Source organism: Pseudomonas sp. B2021 (genome assembly GCF_018135665.1).
GTDB lineage: Bacteria > Pseudomonadota > Gammaproteobacteria > Pseudomonadales > Pseudomonadaceae > Aquipseudomonas > Aquipseudomonas lactis.
The window spans coordinates 1,926,437-1,942,852 of sequence record NZ_SMOF01000001.1 but is presented as its reverse complement, the minus strand read 5'-3'; the positions used below and the strand labels follow the sequence as shown (position 1 = coordinate 1,942,852).

Genomic DNA, 16,416 nt, shown 5'->3' with positions numbered 1-16,416 from the left:
GCAGCGCCGCGGTATCACTGAATGACCGAGGCGCCTGTATCGCAGGCAAGCCAGCTCCCACATGGACCGCGTCCAGGCAAAGGGCGCTGTATTTCATACGGGACAAACAACAAGGGGGCGAATCTTCATCCGCCCCCTGTGTGTCCGCTTATTCCTGCGGTTCTTCTTCGTCTGCGGCAGCGTCGAGGGTTGGCTCGTCAACGTTGTCATCGCCGGCTGCGATCACCTCGCCTTCAAATTCCTCACCTTCGAGCTCTTCACCTTCGACTTCCGAAGGCTCCTGCACACGCTCCAGGCCGACCAGTTTTTCGTCCTTGGCCAGCTTGATCAGGGTCACGCCCTGGGTGTTACGGCCCAGGCTCGACACTTCCGCCACACGGGTACGCACCAGGGTGCCCTGGTCGGAAATCAGCATGATCTCCTCGCCGTCGAGCACCTGCACCGCGCCGACCAGACGGCCGTTGCGGTCGTTGCTGACCATGGCGATCACGCCCTGGCCGCCACGCTTGTACTCCGGGAACTCACTGATGGCGGTGCGCTTGCCATAACCACGCTCGGAAGCGGTGAGGATCTGGCTGCCTTCTTCCGGGATCAGCATCGAAATCAGCTTCTGCCCTTCTGGCAGGCGCATGCCGCGTACACCGCGGGCGGTACGGCCCATGGCACGCACGTCGGATTCCTTGAAGCGGGTGACCTTGCCGCCATCGGAGAACAGCATGACTTCACGTTCGCCATCGGTAATGGCGGCAGAAATCAGTACGTCGCCCTCATCCAGCTCCAGGGCGATCAAGCCCACGCTGCGTTGACGGCTGAAGGATTCCAGCGGGGTCTTCTTCACGGTGCCTTTGGCGGTGGCCATGAAGATGAAGTGACCTTCGGTGTATTCCTCGACCGGCAGCATGGTGGTGATGTACTCATCACTGTCCAGCGGCAGCAGGTTGACCAACGGACGACCACGGGCAGCGCGGGAGGCCTCCGGGATTTCGTAGGTCTTGAGCCAGTACACCTTGCCTTTGCTGGAGAACAGCAGCAGCGTGGTGTGGCTGTTGGCGACCAGCAGGTGAGCGATGTAGTCCTCATCCTTCACGCCGGTAGCCGATTTACCTTTACCGCCACGACGCTGGGCCTGGTACGCAGCCAATGGCTGGGTCTTGGCATAGCCGCCGTGGGAGATGGTCACCACGCGCTCTTCTTCCGGGATCATGTCACCCAGGGTCAGGTCCAGGCGCGCATCGAGGATTTCGGTGCGGCGCACGTCGCCGTATTCGGCGCGGATCACTTCCAGTTCTTCGCGGATCACTTCCATCAGGCGCACGGCGCTGCTGAGGATGCGGATCAACTCGCCGATCTGGTTGAGGATCTCCTGGTACTCGGCCAGCAGCTTCTCGTGCTCAAGGCCGGTGAGGCGGTGCAGACGCAGCTCCAGGATGGCCTGGGCCTGTTCTGGCGACAGGAAGTACTTGCCTTCACGCAGACCGTATTGCGGGTCCAGGGTCTCCGGGCGGCACGAATCGGCGCCAGCGCGCTCAACCATCGCGACCACGGCGCTGGATTCCCAAGGCGTGCTGATCAGCGCTTCCTTGGCTTCCGACGGGGTTGGCGAGGCCTTGATCAGGGCGATCACCGGGTCGATGTTCGACAGCGCAACCGCCTGGCCTTCCAGGATATGGCCGCGCTCGCGGGCCTTGCGCAGTTCGAACACGGTACGGCGGGTAACCACTTCGCGACGGTGACGCACGAAGGCTTCCAGCAGGTCCTTGAGGTTCAGGATGCGCGGGCGGCCATCGATCAGGGCAACCACGTTGATACCAAACACGCTTTGCAGTTGGGTCTGGGCGTAGAGGTTGTTGAGGATCACCTCAGGCACTTCGCCACGGCGCAGCTCGATTACCACGCGCATACCGTCTTTGTCGGACTCGTCGCGCAGCTCGGTGATGCCTTCCAGCTTCTTCTCTTTAACCAGCTCGGCGATCTTCTCGATCAGGCGCGCCTTGTTCAGCTGGTACGGGAGTTCGGTGATGACGATCTGCTGGCGGCCACCGACCTTGTCGATGTCCTCGATCATCGAGCGGGCACGCATGTAAATGCGCCCGCGACCGGTGCGGTAGGCTTCGATGATGCCGGCGCGACCGTTGATGATCGCCGCGGTCGGGAAGTCCGGGCCGGGGATGTACTGCATCAGCTCATCGACGGTCAGCTCAGGGTTGTCGATAAGGGCCAGGCAACCGTCGATGACTTCACCGAGGTTGTGCGGCGGGATGTTAGTGGCCATGCCCACGGCGATACCGCTGGAGCCGTTGACCAGCAGGTTGGGAATACGGGTTGGCATGACCGCCGGGATCATTTCGGTGCCGTCGTAGTTCGGCACCCAGTCCACGGTTTCTTTGTGCAGGTCGGCCAGCAGCTCGTGCGCCAGCTTGGTCATGCGCACTTCGGTGTATCGCATGGCCGCGGCGTTGTCGCCGTCCACCGAACCGAAGTTACCCTGGCCGTCTACCAGCAGGTAGCGCAGGGAAAACGGCTGTGCCATCCGAACGATGGTGTCGTACACCGCAGTGTCGCCGTGAGGGTGATACTTACCGATCACGTCACCGACAACACGGGCAGATTTCTTGTACGGCTTGTTCCAGTCGTTACCCAGCTCGCTCATCGCGAACAGCACACGCCGGTGCACGGGCTTCAAGCCATCGCGCGCATCAGGCAGTGCCCGACCGACAATTACGCTCATCGCGTAGTCGAGGTAGGACTGTTTCAGCTCGTCTTCGATATTGACCGGGAGGATTTCTTTGGCCAGTTCGCCCATGAGAAGCCTGATTCCTTTTTCGGGTGAAACCTCGTCACATCCATTCGGGACGAACGAAGCTCGCCGCTGCCGGCACGGTGCCTGACAACGACTTACGACAAATCAACGAGTTATGACACGGATCTGCACGTTATAGGCCACCCCTCGGGGCAGCCCTGGAAACCGCCGGATGTTATCACAATCGCCGCCACGCACCTATCCCCCTGATGCGCATGGAGGCTAGTAATTTGACGGATGACAGGCTTGAAGGGGACGAGAGGGGCTCAGAGGCGCGGTGGTGCTTTTTTTTGAGGGTGGAATGCAGACGTTTTGTTGACATCAAGCTCCATTCGCGAGCAAGCCCGCTCCCACCTTTGATTTGTGAACACCGTTAAATGTGGGAGCTGGCTTGCCTGCGATAGCGCCCCCACAGGCGCCCACACACTCAATGCAGGCGCTTACGGCACATCAACTTGGCCAACTTGGCCACATCCGGCCGCTCCACCACGCCCTTTTCAGTCACGATCACATCAATCAGATCGGCAGGCGTCACATCAAACACAGGGTTAAACGCCGCGACATCCAACCGCTGCCCATCCACCTCAAGCAACTCGCCACTATCGCGCTGCTCCAGCGCAACATCCTCCCCCGTAGCCATCATCAAATCCAGGGTCGAACTCGACGCCACCACCATAAAGCGCACGCCATGGTGCATGGCACACACGGCCAGCTGATAAGTGCCGATCTTGCTGATCACATCGCCATTGGCCGCGATACAGTCAGCACCGACCACCACCCACGTCACGCCTTTGGTCTTGAGGATATGCGCCCCGGCGGAGTCGGCATTCACTGCCACCGGGATGCCCTGGCCCGCCAACTCCCACGCCGTCAGGCGCGAGCCTTGCAGCCAGGGGCGGGTTTCATTGACATAGACCTGCTCGACCAAGCCCTCCAGATACGCTGCATGAATCACCCCGAGGGCTGTGCCAACGCCGCCGGAAGCCAACGCGCCGGCGTTGCCATGGGTGAGGATCGCCTGGGCATTGCCCTGGTGCTTGCGAATCCGCTCCATGCCCAACTGGGCCATGACCACATTGGCCTCCCGGTCGCTTTCATGGATCGCCACGGCTTCGGCTTCCAGCACCACCAGCGGGTCGGCGTGCTGTTTGAGGCGGTCCAGGCGGTCGCGCATGCGCTGCAAGGCCCAGAACAAATTCGATGCGGTCGGTCGGGTATGAGCCAGCAAGGCGTAGTCTTCTTCCCATGCGGCCTGCCAGTCACCGCCCTCGGCGATGCGCTCACGGGCGGCCAGCACCAAGCCATAGGCGGCGCAGATGCCGATGGCCGGTGCACCCCGCACCACCATGGTGCGAATGGCGTCGGCCACTGCTTCAACGGTAACGCAGGCTACCCAGCTCTCATGGGACGGCAAAACACGCTGATCGAGCAGGTGCAGCGCGCCATCACGCCATTGGATGGCCTTCACTTTCTCTGCAGCCAACAGTCGGTCGCGCATCCCTTACCCCGCACTCATGAACAAAAGCCGCCGATTATAGCGATCCGCCAGCCAGGGCGCTCGGGTATACTTCGCCCTTCTTTTATAGCTGCCTGGGAAGAAGCCTGCGATGACCTCCACTGCCGCCCCGCTCGACTTGTTGCTGCTGCCGACCTGGCTGGTACCCGTCGAGCCCGCTGGCGTGGTGCTCAAGGAGCATGGCCTGGGCATTCGCGATGGCTGCATTGCCTTTATCGGGCCACGGGACGCGGCGTTGAAGCTGGCGGCGCGCGAGGTGCGCGAACTGCCCGGTATGCTGCTCAGCCCTGGCCTGGTCAATGCCCACGGCCATGCCGCCATGACTCTGTTCCGCGGCCTGGCCGACGATTTGCCGCTGATGACCTGGCTGGAAAAACATATCTGGCCAGCTGAAGCCAAGTGGGTCGATGAAGCGTTTGTGCGCGACGGCACCAACCTGGCCATTGCCGAGCAGATCAAGGGCGGCATCACCTGCTTCTCGGACATGTATTTCTACCCCAAGGTCGCCAGTGACTGCGTGCACAACAGCGGTATGCGTGCGCAGATCGCGTTGCCGATCCTCGACTTCCCGATCCCCGGCGCCAGCAGTGCCGACGAGGCGATTCGCCAGGGTATCGAGCTGTTCGGCGACCTCAAGCACCACCCGCGCATCAAGATCACCTTCGGCCCTCACGCGCCCTACACCGTGTGCGATGCCAACCTGGAAAAGATCCGGGTAATCGCCGAAGAGCTGGACGCCGTGATCCATATGCACGTTCACGAAACCGCCTTCGAAGTGCAGCAAGCCGTCGAGCAGACCGGCGAGCGGCCATTGGCGCGCCTGGCTCGCCTTGGCCTGCTGGGCCCGCGTTTTCAGGCCGTGCACATGACCCAAATCAGCGAAGACGACCTGGCTTTACTGGTAGAAAGCAACACCAGCGTAATCCATTGCCCGGAATCGAACCTGAAACTGGCCAGCGGCTTTTGCCCGGTAGAGCGCTTGTGGCAGGCTGGCGTCAACGTGGCCATCGGCACCGACGGCGCCGCCAGCAACAATGACCTGGATTTGCTCGGCGAAACCCGCACGGCGGCGATGCTGGCCAAGGCCGTGGCCGGTTCCGCTACAGCACTGGACGCCCACCGAGCCTTGCGCATGGCTACGCTCAACGGTGCCAGGGCGATGGGCCTGGACAGCCAGATTGGCTCGTTGGAAGTCGGCAAGGCGGCAGACATCGTCGCCTTTGATCTTTCCGGGCTGGCGCAACAACCGATCTACGATCCGGTCTCACAGCTTATATATGCCACCGGGCGCGATTGCGTGAAACACCTTTGGGTCGCTGGCAAACCATTGCTCGACGACCGGCAATTGACCCGCATGGATGAACAACAGTTGACCGCCACGGCCATTGCCTGGGGCCAACGCATCAGCGGGCACAGCGAATAACGACGCGGCTGAAGCCTTGGGTTCAGCCGCGACACACCGACTTATCAGATTCAGAGGATTCACCATGAGCAACGTCGACCACGCCGAAATCGCCAAGTTTGAAGCCCTGGCCCACCGCTGGTGGGACCGTGAGAGCGAATTCAAACCCCTGCACGACATCAACCCACTGCGGGTCAACTGGATTGACGAGCGCGTCAACCTGGCCGGCAAGAAGGTGCTGGACGTCGGTTGCGGCGGCGGCATTCTCAGCGAAGCCATGGCCCAGCGCGGCGCCACCGTCATGGGCATCGACATGGGCGAAGCGCCGCTGGCCGTAGCCCAGTTGCACCAGCTTGAATCCGGCGTGAGCGTGGAGTACCGCCAGATCACCGCCGAAGCCCTGGCCGAGGAAATGCCCGAGCAGTTCGACGTGGTCACCTGCCTGGAAATGCTCGAACACGTGCCAGACCCGTCCTCGGTGATCCGTGCGTGCTTTCGTATGGTCAAGCCCGGCGGCCAGGTGTTCTTCTCCACCATCAACCGCAACCCCAAGGCTTACCTGTTCGCGATCATCGGCGCCGAATACATCATGAAGCTGCTGCCGCGCGGCACCCATGATTTCAAGAAATTCATCCGCCCTTCCGAGCTGGGTGCGTGGAGCCGCCAGGCCGGGCTGACCGTCAAGGACATCATCGGCCTGACCTACAACCCGCTGACCAAGCACTACAAGCTGGCCAACGACGTTGACGTCAACTACATGATCCAGACCCTGCGCGAGGAGTAAGCCTGTGAAGTTGCGAGCGGTTCTCTTCGACATGGACGGTACCCTGCTGGATACCGCGCCGGACTTTATCGCCATCTGCCAGGCCATGCGCGCCGACCGAGGCCTGGAACCGATCAACCCGCAGCACATCCGCGATGAAATCTCCGGCGGTGCCCGGGCGATGGTTGCCGTGACCTTCTCGATGGATCCTGAATCCCCAGGCTTTGAAGAGCTGCGCCAGGAATTCCTGGAGCGCTATCTCAAGGACTGCGCGGTGCACAGCAAACTGTTCGACGGCATGGCCGAGCTGCTGGAAGACATCGAGAAAGCCAAGCTGATCTGGGGCGTGGTCACCAACAAGCCGGTGCGCTTTGCCGAACCGATCATGCAGCGTCTGGGCCTGGCCGAGCGTTCGGCCGTGCTGATCTGCCCGGACCATGTGAAAAACAGCAAGCCCGACCCGGAGCCTATGATCCTGGCCTGCAAAATGCTCGACCTGGACCCGGCCAGCGTGCTGTTCGTGGGCGATGACCTGCGCGACATCGAATCCGGCCGCGACGCTGGTACGCGCACGGCGGCGGTCACCTATGGCTATATCCACCCGGACGACAACCCACGCCACTGGGGCGCGGATGTGGTGGTGGATCACCCGCTGGAATTGCGCAAGGTGCTGGATAACGCACTGTGCAGTTGCTGATTGTTCGAATATCTCAACAACGCTGAGATCAATGTGGGAGCTGGCTTGCCTGCGATAGCGGTCTGCCAGCCTGCACATTTGGCGGCACGTAGTCCGCCATCGCAGGCAAGCCAGCTCCCACAGGAAATGGATTCCACTTCAAGTGGTGTATCACCTTGAAATTTGTCGAGGCTATTTATGTTTGATTATTCTGCCCCTCCAGAACTGCTCAAAGGCCGGATCATCCTGGTGACCGGCGCCGGTCGCGGGATTGGCGCGGCAGCGGCGAAGACCTATGCCGCCCATGGTGCTACCGTGCTGTTGCTGGGCAAGACCGAAGCCAACCTGGCCCAGGTGTATGACGAGATCGAAGCCGCCGGCCACCCGCAGCCGGTGGTGATCCCGTTCAACCTGGAGACCGCCCTGCCCCATCAATACGATGAGCTGGCCGCGATGATCGAAAAGGCATTCGGCCACCTCGACGGCCTGTTGCACAACGCCTCGATCATCGGCCCGCGCACGCCCATCGAGCAGTTGTCCGGCGAGAACTTCATGCGGGTGATGCATGTGAACGTCAACGCGATGTTTATGCTGACCAGCACGTTGCTGCCGTTGCTCAAGCTGTCCCAGGATGCGTCGGTGGTGTTCACCTCCAGCAGCGTCGGGCGCAAGGGCCGTGCTTATTGGGGTGCCTACGGCGTGTCCAAGTTCGCCACCGAGGGGCTGATGCAAACCCTCGCCGATGAGCTGGAAGACGTGGCCGCAGTGCGCGCCAACAGCATCAACCCGGGCGGCACCCGCACCAGCATGCGCGCCCAGGCGTACCCAGGGGAAAACCCGATGGAAAGGCCAGCACCGGAAGAGATCATGCCGGTGTACCTGTACCTCATGGGGCCCGACAGTGCCAGCATCAATGGCCAGGCCTTCGATGCGCAGTAAGCCCTGACACACCGCAAAACAAAGGTGGGAGCTGGCTTGCCAGCGATAGCGGTGGTGAATGTTCCATCGCCATCGCAGGCAAGCCAGCTCCCACATTGCTTTGTGGTGTACTCAAATACTCAGTTTTTGACCACTTCCTCCAAGGTGAAACGCCCCAACGGGTTCTGCAGGAAGTTGCTTACGTTCTTGCGTGAGATGTTGATGTACGGGCTGTAGTACAGGTCAATCCAGTTCACATCCTGTTTGGCCAGCTTCTGCAACTCCACATACATTTGCTCGCGCTTGGCCGGGTCTGCCTCGATCCGCGCGGCCGCCACCAAGGCCTTGACCTGGTCGTTCTTGTAGCGGGTCATGTAGTTCTGGTTGGTGTCGTGGCCCAGCACGAAGGTGGTTTTCTGGTCGGGGTCGAGGATGTCGTTGGTCCAGTACATCACCGAAATATCGTACTCACCGTCCACCAGCATCTGCCAGCTTTGGGTCGGGTCGACTTTTTGCAGGTTGGCGGTCACGCCGACCTTGGCCAACTGGTCCTTGATGATTACCGCGATCTGCTCGTCGGCCTCGTTGCCAGCGTTGACCACGTAGTTGAGCTTCAAGTCCTGGGCACCCGCAGCGGCCAGCAGCTTCTTGGCTTCGGCCGGGTCGTACGGGCGTTGCAGGTTGTTGGCGTAGTGGTACAGCGAGCCCTTTGGAATGTAGGAATAAGCCACGGTGCCTTGACCGTAAGTGACGGCTTTGACCAGCGATTGCTTGTCGATCGCCATGTCCAGAGCCTGGCGCACTTGCGGCTTGGCCAACAGGCCGTGCTCGTGGTTGATCAACAGGTGATCTTCGCGGGTAGACGGGTCGGCGTGGATCACCACGTTCTGGTCTTTTTTCAGCTCTTCCACGCGGGAGAACGGCACGAAAATCGCCGTGTCGAGTTCGTTGTTCTGCACCATGCGCATGCGCGTGTTGTCATCGGTCACCGACACCCATTCCACGCCGTCCAGGCTCACACTGCCGGCCTGCCAGAAATTCGGGTTTTTCTTCAGGATCACGCGGTCGCCCTTGCGCCACTCGTCCACGGTAAACGCGCCGGAAGTCACCGGGTTTTCCGAGTAGGCGTCTTCGCCCATCTTGGTCATGGCTTTTTCCGACAGGATCGACACCGTCGGCGACGCCAGTTGCGAGAGGAAGGCCACCGCCGGGGTTTTCAAGGTGACCACCAAGGTCTTGGCATCGCTGGCCGTGGCGGTATTGATCAGGCTGAACGGGTCGCTCCACAAGGAGGCCTTGTTGTCGCGGATGCGCAGCAGGCTGAACGCGGCGTCGGCGGCGGTGATCGGCGAGCCGTCAGAGAACTTCGCCTCGCGCAGCTTGAAGGTGTAGGTCAGGCCATCCTTGGAAATGTCCCAGCTTTCGGCCAGGCCCGGTTCCATCTTGGTGCCCAGGTTATCCACGCGCACCAGGGTGTCGTAGACGTTGGCAAATACCCAGGTGTCGCGGTTTTGCGCGCTTTTGATCGGGTCGAAAGTGGTGCTGTCTTCACGGCAGCCGATGGTGAGCACACCGGCGGCCTGGGCCAGGCCGGCGGTCAGCGACCAGGCCGTGAGGGTAGCGGCGGCGAGCAATTTCAAGTGGCGCGAGTGCATATCACAACTCCTTGTTAATGAATGGCAGAGGGTCAAAGCAAAGGGTCTTCACGCACGCAACTGTACCGATGCTCGTGCAGGAAATGGGTGGGGGGCAATACCGAGGAACACTTGGCTTGCGCATACCGGCAACGCGGATGAAAGGCACAGCCTGTCGGCAGATTCAGCGGGCTCGGCGGTTCGCCGGGCAATGGCTGCGCAGGCAATGGCCGATGCGGATCGATCTCCGGGATGGCCTGGATCAGCGCGGCCGTATACGGGTGACGGGGCGTGGTAAACACCGCCTCCACCGGGCCTTCCTCGACGATCTTGCCCAGGTACATCACCGCCACGCGGTCGCACAGGCGTCGCACGATGGCCAGGTCATGGGCGATAAACAGGATCGCCAGGTTCATGCGTTGTTGCAGTTCCAGCAGCAGGTTGATGATCTGGCCCTGGATCGACACATCCAGCGCCGCCACGCATTCATCGGCAATGATCAGACGCGGCTCCACCGCCAGCGCCCGGGCGATACCCACGCGCTGGCACTGGCCGCCACTGAGGGAGCCGGGCTTGCGTGAAGCCAGCTCAGGACGCAAGCCGACCAGTTCGAGCAATTCATTCACACGATCAGGAATCTGCTGCGCCGCCACCTTACGCTGCACACGCAGTACCTCGGCGATGGTTTCGCCAATGCTGTGCCGTGGATTGAGCGCGGCGTAGGGGTCCTGGAAAATCATCGCGGTTTCATGCCGCAGCCGGGCAATGTCGATGGCACTGCCATGGGCCATGTCGACACCGTCGAACAACACCTGCCCGGCGCTGATCGGGTTGAGGTGCAGAATTGCCCGGCCCAGGGTGCTCTTGCCACTGCCGGACTCGCCCACCAAACCCAGGGTTTCACCGGCGGCGAGGTTCAGGGACACCCCGTTCACCGCCCTCACCCACTGGCGGTTGAGGCCCAGCAGGCCGCTGCCGGACGCGGCAAAGCGCACCTCCAGATCCTTGATCTGCAATAGGCTCATGGACGCCCTCCCAACGGATAGTGACAGGCCACGCGTGCGCCTTGTGGCAGCAACTCGGTACACAGGGCGCCGGCCTGTGGGCAACGCGGGTGGAAGCGGCAGCCGTCGGGCAATGCATCGAGCAACGGCGGCTGGCCAGCAATGGTGCGCAACGACGCATGCCCGCTGCTGTGGGCCGGCTGGCAGTCGATCAGGCCTGCGGTGTACGGATGTTGCGGTTGGGCCAGCAACTCGTATTTGCTGCCGTGCTCGCACAGGCGCCCGGCGTACATCACGGCGATGGCATCGCAGGTTTGCGCCACTACGCCCAGGTCATGGGTGATCATGATGATCGACAGGCCACGCTGGTCGCGCAGGTCGAGCAACAACCGCAGGATTTGCGCCTGAACCGTCACATCCAGGGCCGTGGTCGGCTCGTCGGCGATCAGCACCTTCGGGTTGCAGCCCAGGGCTACGGCGATCATGGCGCGCTGGCGCATGCCACCGGAAAACTCATGGGGGTAGTTGTCGACCCGCGCCTGCGGGTCGGGAATCCCGACCTGACGCAACACCTCGATCGCCTGCACGCGCGCGTCTTTTTTCGACGCGCCTTGATGCAGGCGGATGCCCTCGGCGATCTGCTCACCGATGCGCATCAACGGGTCGAGGTGGCTGCTGGGGTTCTGGAACACCATGCCCAACTGCCCGCCGCGCACGGCGCGCATACCGGCATCATCCAGCGCCAGCAGGTCCTGGCCGGCCAACCGCACCGCGCCGCCCTGCACGCGCAGATTGGGCGACGGCAACAGACGCATCAGGCCACGACAAGCCATGGTCTTGCCCGAACCGCTCTCACCCACCAAGCCAAGGATTTCACCTTCGGCCAGGTCGAACGACACCCTGTCCACCAAGGTGATATCACGCCCGGCATTGTTGGCGATCACACTGAGGTCGCGCACCTGCAACAGGGTCATGAGCGCTCCCCCAATACCTGCGCAACACCATCGGCCAACAGGCTGAAGCCCATGGCCAAGGTCACGATGGCCAGGCCCGGGAAGGTGCAGATCCACCAGGCGGTGGTGATAAAGGCTTGCCCCTCGGCCACCATCGTCCCCCATTCGGCGGTTGGCGGTTGCACCCCCAGGCCCAGGTAACTGACGGCGGCGCCGTTGAGCAGCACCAGCACCGCGTCAGACATAGAAAACACAATGGAGCCAAACAGCGCATTGGGCAGCAAATGCCGGAACAGAATGCGCCCATGGCCAAAGCCCAGGCTTTTGGCGGCCAGGGCAAACTCGCTTTCCTTGAGCACCAGGATCTGCGAGCGAATCAGGCGTGCGTACGACACCCAACCCACCAGCGCCATGGCGATGTAAAAACTCTGCAAGCCCGGCCCGAGGATGGCCATGATCGCCAGCATCAGCACCAGGAACGGGAACGCCAGCACCACATCGATCACGCGCATGCAGACACTGTCGAAACGCCCGCCAATGTAACCCGAAACCGCGCCGATAAAGGTGCCGATGATGAACGGGAAGATCACCCCGATAATCGCCAACTGCAGGTCGATGCGCGCACCCCAGATCACCCTCGAGAGGATATCCCGGCCGTAATTGTCCGTACCCAACGGATGGGCAAGGCTGGGGGCCAGCAAACTGATGCTGGTGTCCTGCGCGATGGGGTCGTAGGGCGCGACCCACGGCGCAAACAGCGCCAGGGCCAACCACGCGAACAGGATCAACAAACCCCATGCGGCGGTCAGCCGGCCATTGCGAAAACCAAAGCGCAGGCGCAAGCGCCACGGGGCGATCAGGGGGCGACTGCTCATTGCATCTTCACCCGTGGGTCGAGGGCCACGGTTACCAGGTCGGCCAGGAAGTTGACCACCACCGTGGCACAGGCCAGCACCATCGCCACGCCCTGCACCACCATGTAGTCACGGGTGAAAATGCCGCGTACCAACAACTGGCCGATGCCTGGAATCGCGAACAGGCTTTCGATGACCACCGTGCCGCTGATCAGCCAACCGATGTTGACCGCCAGCAGGTTGACCGCCGGCACTAGCGCGTTGGGCAGCACATGCCGGCGAAACACTGCGCCTTCAGGCAGCCCGCGCGCACGTGCGGCGGTGACATGGTCTGCCTGCAACTCCATCAACATGCTTGCCCGCAGGTTACGCACCAGCACCGCCGACAGCGCCAGGGCGATGGTCAGGCAGGGCAAGAGCATATGGTGCGCCTTGTCCAGCCAGGTGCGCCCGTAACCGGACACCGGGAACAAGCCCCATTTCACGCTGAGCAGCAGGATCAGCATCAACCCCAGCCAGAACGCCGGCATGCCCAGGCCGACCGTGGTGAACACGCGGATCAGCTTGTCCGCCCAACAGCCTTGCTGGCGCGCCGCAATCGTTGCCAGTGGCAGCGCTATCAACAAAGCCAGCACCACGCTGCCCAGCACCAGCACCAGGGTCGGCTCGATGCGGGTGACGATCAGTTTGAGGGCGTCGACCTTGTACAGCAGCGATTGGCCGAGGTCGCCCTTGAGCAGGTTTTTCAGGAAGTAAAAGTATTGCAGCCACAAGGGCTGGTCGAGGCCGAACTGGGCGCGGATCTTCAGCAGCGCATCCGGCGTGCTGCGCGAACCCAGCAAGGCGCGCGCCGGGTCGCCAGGAATCGAGCGCACCAACACGAAGGTGATCAGGCTGATGCCCAGCAGCACCGGCAGCAATTGCAGGGGCCGGGACAACACAAAACGGTAGCGCGCCAGGTTCATGCGTCAGCCTCGGTGGCGAGCGAGAAAGTCCAGCAGCACCGGGAAGTACGCCTGCGGCTCCTCGTAAAACGGCATATGGCTGCTGTTGGGGAACACATGCAACTCGGCATGGGGTGCTGCAAGTTTCATGCGCATCGCACAGGCGGGGGTGAGTTCGTCGTGCTGGCCGGTGGTGATCAGGATCGGCATCGTGAACTCGGCCATTTCCTTGAGGCGGTTCCAGTCCTTGAGGTTGCCGATATAGAGGAACTCGTTGGGGCCTTGCATGGTTTCGTAAGGCCCCATGTTCCAGTCGCCCAGGGAGCGCTTGACCGGCTCCGGCCATTTGTCGAGCCGGCACACGTGGCGGTAGTTGAGCAAGGTGATGGCGGCCTGGTACTGCGGGTGGTCGAGGGTGCCCATGGCTTCGTGGCGTTGCATCATGGCCACGGTTTCGCTGCCCAGGGCGCCGCGCAGGCGCTCCAGTTCCTGGGACAGGTGGGGAATGTCGCCGACGGTGTTTTCCAGGATCAGGCTTTTGAGCGCACCGGGATAATGCACGGCATATTCGATGCCCAGCCAACCGCCCCAGGAATGCCCGAGCAAATGCACGCGGCCCAGGCCCAGCGCCTGGCGCACGGTCTCGACTTCTTCGACATAACGGCGGATTTCCCACAGTGCGGCATCGGTCGGTCTGGCTGATGCGCCTGTGCCAAGCTGGTCGAATGCAACCACTCGCAGGTTATGTGCTTTGAGCCAGCCATGGGCGTCACGCAGATAGTCACACGGCAGGCCTGGCCCGCCGTTGAGACACAGCAGCACCTCATCGCCTTCGCCAAAGCTGTAGACCACGAGGTTATGGCCGTCGACTTGCACGTTGTACTGCTGGTCGGGGGCAATTTCACGCCACATGCATACATTCCTTGTGTTGTATCGGCCTGGCGGGTAGCGGCCGTTTATCAGGTCAACACTACCGAGGATGCCGTGCGTCCATAACCTAGTATTTCTTATAGGTTTGGCCTGGCAGTCCTTCGCCGGGGCGTGGCATTCTACTTGCAGCAAGTGGAGATTCAAATGAATTCGGGAGCAGAACGGATGCTGGCCAAGCTGACCGCCTTCAATAATCGCCTCATACCGGGCAGGAGCCTGGATGAACAGATGGACAATACGTTTATCCTTGCCCAACAACTGGGCTTCGATGCCCTGGTGTATGACTACAGCCCGGTGCCCATCGACCTCAATGGCACACTGATCACCCCCTCGCTGTTGCAACTGCGCAACACACCGGCCGACTGGCACGCCTTATGGTGCAGCGAAGGGTTTTACCAGATCGACCCGGTGCAACACCTGGCACTGAGTTCGGTATCACCGTTTGTCTGGTCCTATGAGGCCAAGACCGAGACGGCCCTGCAAAAGATCATCGACCCCTGCCACGCCCCCGTTTCCTCCTACCTGCATGAACGCCAACTCACCTGCGGCGTCAGTGTGCCGATTCATCTGCCCAAGGGCGGTTTTGCCTCGCTCACTGGCTTACGCACCGGCAAGGCGCGCACGGTATTGAAGGACGCCCAACATACGCTGGCCGATTTCAGCCTGATTACCCATGCCCTCCAGGAAGCGGCGTACCCGCTGTTCAGCAAGGAGATGCGGGCTTATCCGCACATCCGGCTGACCAAGCGCGAGCGCGAATGCCTGAAATGGGCGGCTGAAGGCCTAACCGCCGCTGAAATCGCCACGCAATTGAGCCGCTCCCTGGCGGTGGTGACCCTGCACCTGGCCTCGGCGATGCACAAACTGGGGGCCAAAAACCGTGTCCAGGCGGTGGTTCGCGCCACCCATTACCGCTTGCTGGAAGGTTGAGCTTTGGGCAAAAACCTATCTGTTTTGCTAGTTACCTAAACTTTTTGTTCAGACTATCGTAACCCTGATCCTTTTTTTTCAGAGCAGGGTACGAAATGGAATTCATCGAAAAAGTTCGCGAAGGCTACGCGCCCTTTGGCGCCTATCAGACCTGGTATCGCGTCACGGGTGACCTGAGCACAGGCCGCACGCCCTTGGTGATCATCCATGGCGGCCCTGGTTGCACCCACGATTACGTCGACGCCTTCAAAGACGTCGCCGCCAGCGGCCATGCGGTCATCCACTACGACCAGTTGGGCAACGGCCGCTCCACGCACTTGCCGGAAAAAGACGCGTCGTTCTGGACCATCGGCCTGTTCCTCGACGAGTTGAACAACCTGCTGGACCACCTGCAAATCAGCGAGAACTACGCGATCCTCGGGCAATCCTGGGGCGGCATGCTCGGCAGCGAACACGCGATCTTGCAACCCAAGGGCCTGCGCGCGTTTATCCCTGCCAACTCCCCCACCTGCATGCGCACCTGGGTCAGCGAAGCCAACCGCCTGCGCAAGCTGTTGCCTGAAGGCGTGCATGAAACCCTGCTCAAGCACGAGCAGGCCGGCACCTACCAAGACCCGGCATACCTGGCGGCCTCACGGATTTTCTATGACCAGCATGTGTGCCGAGTCAACCCGTGGCCCGAAGAAGTGGCGCGCACCTTCGCCCAGGTGGATGCCGACCCGACGGTGTACCACGCCATGAGCGGCCCGACCGAATTCCACGTAATCGGCAGCTTGAAAGACTGGAACGTGATCGGCCGCCTGTCAGCCATCAAGGTGCCAACCCTGGTGATTTCCGGCCGGCATGACGAAGCCACACCGTTGGTGGTCAAGCCGTTCCTGGATGAGATAGCGGACGTGCGCTGGGCACTGTTTGAAGACTCCAGCCACATGCCCCATGTGGAAGAACGCCAGGCGTGCATGGGGACGGTGGTGAAGTTTCTGGATGAGGCGTGTTCGTTGCCGCACAAAGCCCTCAAGGCCGGCTGAAATCCGCCCTCTGTAGGAGCGAGCTTGCTCGCGAAAAACGTCAACGATGACGCGTGCTTCCTGA

14 protein-coding genes are annotated in these 16,416 nt (G+C 61.6%); 6 read left to right on the top strand and 8 right to left on the bottom strand.

Going from position 1 to position 16,416, the window contains the following annotated elements; all coding sequences use genetic code 11:
• Positions 1–148: 148 nt before the first annotated feature.
• Positions 149–2,803, bottom strand: a complete 2,655-nt coding sequence (gyrA, locus tag E1K68_RS08815; RefSeq protein ID WP_003189765.1) for a DNA gyrase subunit A — start codon at positions 2,801–2,803, stop codon at positions 149–151.
• Between the two features lie 424 nt (positions 2,804–3,227).
• Positions 3,228–4,298, bottom strand: coding sequence for an S-methyl-5-thioribose-1-phosphate isomerase (gene mtnA / locus E1K68_RS08810; RefSeq protein WP_057710874.1), 1,071 nt, complete (start codon positions 4,296–4,298; stop codon positions 3,228–3,230).
• A gap of 109 nt (positions 4,299–4,407) precedes the next feature.
• Between mtnA and E1K68_RS08805 the strand changes: the two genes are divergently transcribed.
• From E1K68_RS08805 to E1K68_RS08790, 4 genes are all read left to right on the top strand, one after another.
• Positions 4,408–5,739, top strand: a complete 1,332-nt coding sequence (locus tag E1K68_RS08805; protein WP_003189761.1) for a TRZ/ATZ family hydrolase — start codon at positions 4,408–4,410, stop codon at positions 5,737–5,739.
• 64 nt (positions 5,740–5,803) lie between these two features.
• The gene (gene ubiG / locus E1K68_RS08800) at positions 5,804–6,502 is read left to right on the top strand and encodes a bifunctional 2-polyprenyl-6-hydroxyphenol methylase/3-demethylubiquinol 3-O-methyltransferase UbiG (RefSeq protein WP_003189760.1); all 699 of its coding nucleotides are present in this window, start codon (positions 5,804–5,806) and stop codon (positions 6,500–6,502) included.
• 4 nt (positions 6,503–6,506) lie between these two features.
• Entirely contained in the window at positions 6,507–7,178 is a 672-nt protein-coding gene (gene mupP, locus E1K68_RS08795; protein WP_034135125.1) for an N-acetylmuramic acid 6-phosphate phosphatase MupP, read from the top strand.
• Positions 7,179–7,355: 177 nt separating this feature from the next.
• On the top strand, positions 7,356–8,096 hold the full coding sequence (locus E1K68_RS08790) for a YciK family oxidoreductase (protein WP_212613972.1): 741 nt from the start codon (positions 7,356–7,358) through the stop codon (positions 8,094–8,096).
• A gap of 119 nt (positions 8,097–8,215) precedes the next feature.
• Here E1K68_RS08790 and E1K68_RS08785 read toward each other — a convergent pair whose 3' ends face one another.
• The 6 genes from E1K68_RS08785 to E1K68_RS08760 are packed head-to-tail and all read right to left on the bottom strand — an operon-like array spanning position 8,216 to position 14,376.
• Entirely contained in the window at positions 8,216–9,730 is a 1,515-nt protein-coding gene (locus E1K68_RS08785; RefSeq protein WP_014717612.1) for an ABC transporter substrate-binding protein, read from the bottom strand.
• A 32-nt stretch (positions 9,731–9,762) separates the two neighbouring features.
• Positions 9,763–10,734: an ABC transporter ATP-binding protein gene (locus tag E1K68_RS08780; protein WP_212613971.1), complete on the bottom strand. Its 972-nt coding sequence runs from the start codon at positions 10,732–10,734 to the stop codon at positions 9,763–9,765.
• Positions 10,731–11,687, bottom strand: a complete 957-nt coding sequence (locus E1K68_RS08775) for an ABC transporter ATP-binding protein (protein ID WP_212613970.1) — start codon at positions 11,685–11,687, stop codon at positions 10,731–10,733. The genes E1K68_RS08780 and E1K68_RS08775 overlap by 4 nt, the downstream gene beginning before the upstream one ends.
• Positions 11,684–12,541 (bottom strand): ABC transporter permease, encoded by an 858-nt coding sequence (locus E1K68_RS08770; RefSeq protein WP_034135122.1) that lies wholly within the window; start codon positions 12,539–12,541, stop codon positions 11,684–11,686. Before E1K68_RS08770 ends, E1K68_RS08775 begins: the two co-directional genes overlap by 4 nt.
• Positions 12,538–13,485 (bottom strand): ABC transporter permease, encoded by a 948-nt coding sequence (locus E1K68_RS08765; protein WP_057710869.1) that lies wholly within the window; start codon positions 13,483–13,485, stop codon positions 12,538–12,540. The genes E1K68_RS08770 and E1K68_RS08765 overlap by 4 nt, the downstream gene beginning before the upstream one ends.
• A 3-nt stretch (positions 13,486–13,488) precedes the next feature.
• Complete coding sequence (locus E1K68_RS08760; protein ID WP_212613969.1) at positions 13,489–14,376, bottom strand: proline iminopeptidase-family hydrolase; 888 nt, start codon at positions 14,374–14,376, stop codon at positions 13,489–13,491.
• Positions 14,377–14,559: 183 nt separating this feature from the next.
• Here E1K68_RS08760 and E1K68_RS08755 point away from each other — a divergent pair, with 183 nt between their 5' ends.
• The gene (locus tag E1K68_RS08755) at positions 14,560–15,324 is read left to right on the top strand and encodes a LuxR family transcriptional regulator (RefSeq protein ID WP_003189749.1); all 765 of its coding nucleotides are present in this window, start codon (positions 14,560–14,562) and stop codon (positions 15,322–15,324) included.
• Positions 15,325–15,419: 95 nt separating this feature from the next.
• Positions 15,420–16,352 (top strand): proline iminopeptidase-family hydrolase, encoded by a 933-nt coding sequence (locus E1K68_RS08750; protein WP_212613968.1) that lies wholly within the window; start codon positions 15,420–15,422, stop codon positions 16,350–16,352.
• Positions 16,353–16,416 lie beyond the last annotated feature (64 nt).

Bases quoted from the DNA above. Each gene is read 5' to 3' on its own strand.
- gyrA (WP_003189765.1), bottom strand. From the start codon at position 2,803: ATGGGCGAACTGGCCAAAGAAATCCTCCCGGTCAATATCGAAGACGAG.
- mtnA (WP_057710874.1), bottom strand. From the start codon at position 4,298: ATGCGCGACCGACTGTTGGCTGCAGAGAAAGTGAAGGCCATCCAATGG.
- E1K68_RS08805 (WP_003189761.1), top strand. From the start codon at position 4,408: ATGACCTCCACTGCCGCCCCGCTCGACTTGTTGCTGCTGCCGACCTGG.
- ubiG (WP_003189760.1), top strand. From the start codon at position 5,804: ATGAGCAACGTCGACCACGCCGAAATCGCCAAGTTTGAAGCCCTGGCC.
- E1K68_RS08790 (WP_212613972.1), top strand. From the start codon at position 7,356: ATGTTTGATTATTCTGCCCCTCCAGAACTGCTCAAAGGCCGGATCATC.
- E1K68_RS08785 (WP_014717612.1), bottom strand. From the start codon at position 9,730: ATGCACTCGCGCCACTTGAAATTGCTCGCCGCCGCTACCCTCACGGCC.
- E1K68_RS08780 (WP_212613971.1), bottom strand. From the start codon at position 10,734: ATGAGCCTATTGCAGATCAAGGATCTGGAGGTGCGCTTTGCCGCGTCC.
- E1K68_RS08775 (WP_212613970.1), bottom strand. From the start codon at position 11,687: ATGACCCTGTTGCAGGTGCGCGACCTCAGTGTGATCGCCAACAATGCC.
- E1K68_RS08770 (WP_034135122.1), bottom strand. From the start codon at position 12,541: ATGAGCAGTCGCCCCCTGATCGCCCCGTGGCGCTTGCGCCTGCGCTTT.
- E1K68_RS08765 (WP_057710869.1), bottom strand. From the start codon at position 13,485: ATGAACCTGGCGCGCTACCGTTTTGTGTTGTCCCGGCCCCTGCAATTG.
- E1K68_RS08760 (WP_212613969.1), bottom strand. From the start codon at position 14,376: ATGTGGCGTGAAATTGCCCCCGACCAGCAGTACAACGTGCAAGTCGAC.
- E1K68_RS08755 (WP_003189749.1), top strand. From the start codon at position 14,560: ATGCTGGCCAAGCTGACCGCCTTCAATAATCGCCTCATACCGGGCAGG.
- E1K68_RS08750 (WP_212613968.1), top strand. From the start codon at position 15,420: ATGGAATTCATCGAAAAAGTTCGCGAAGGCTACGCGCCCTTTGGCGCC.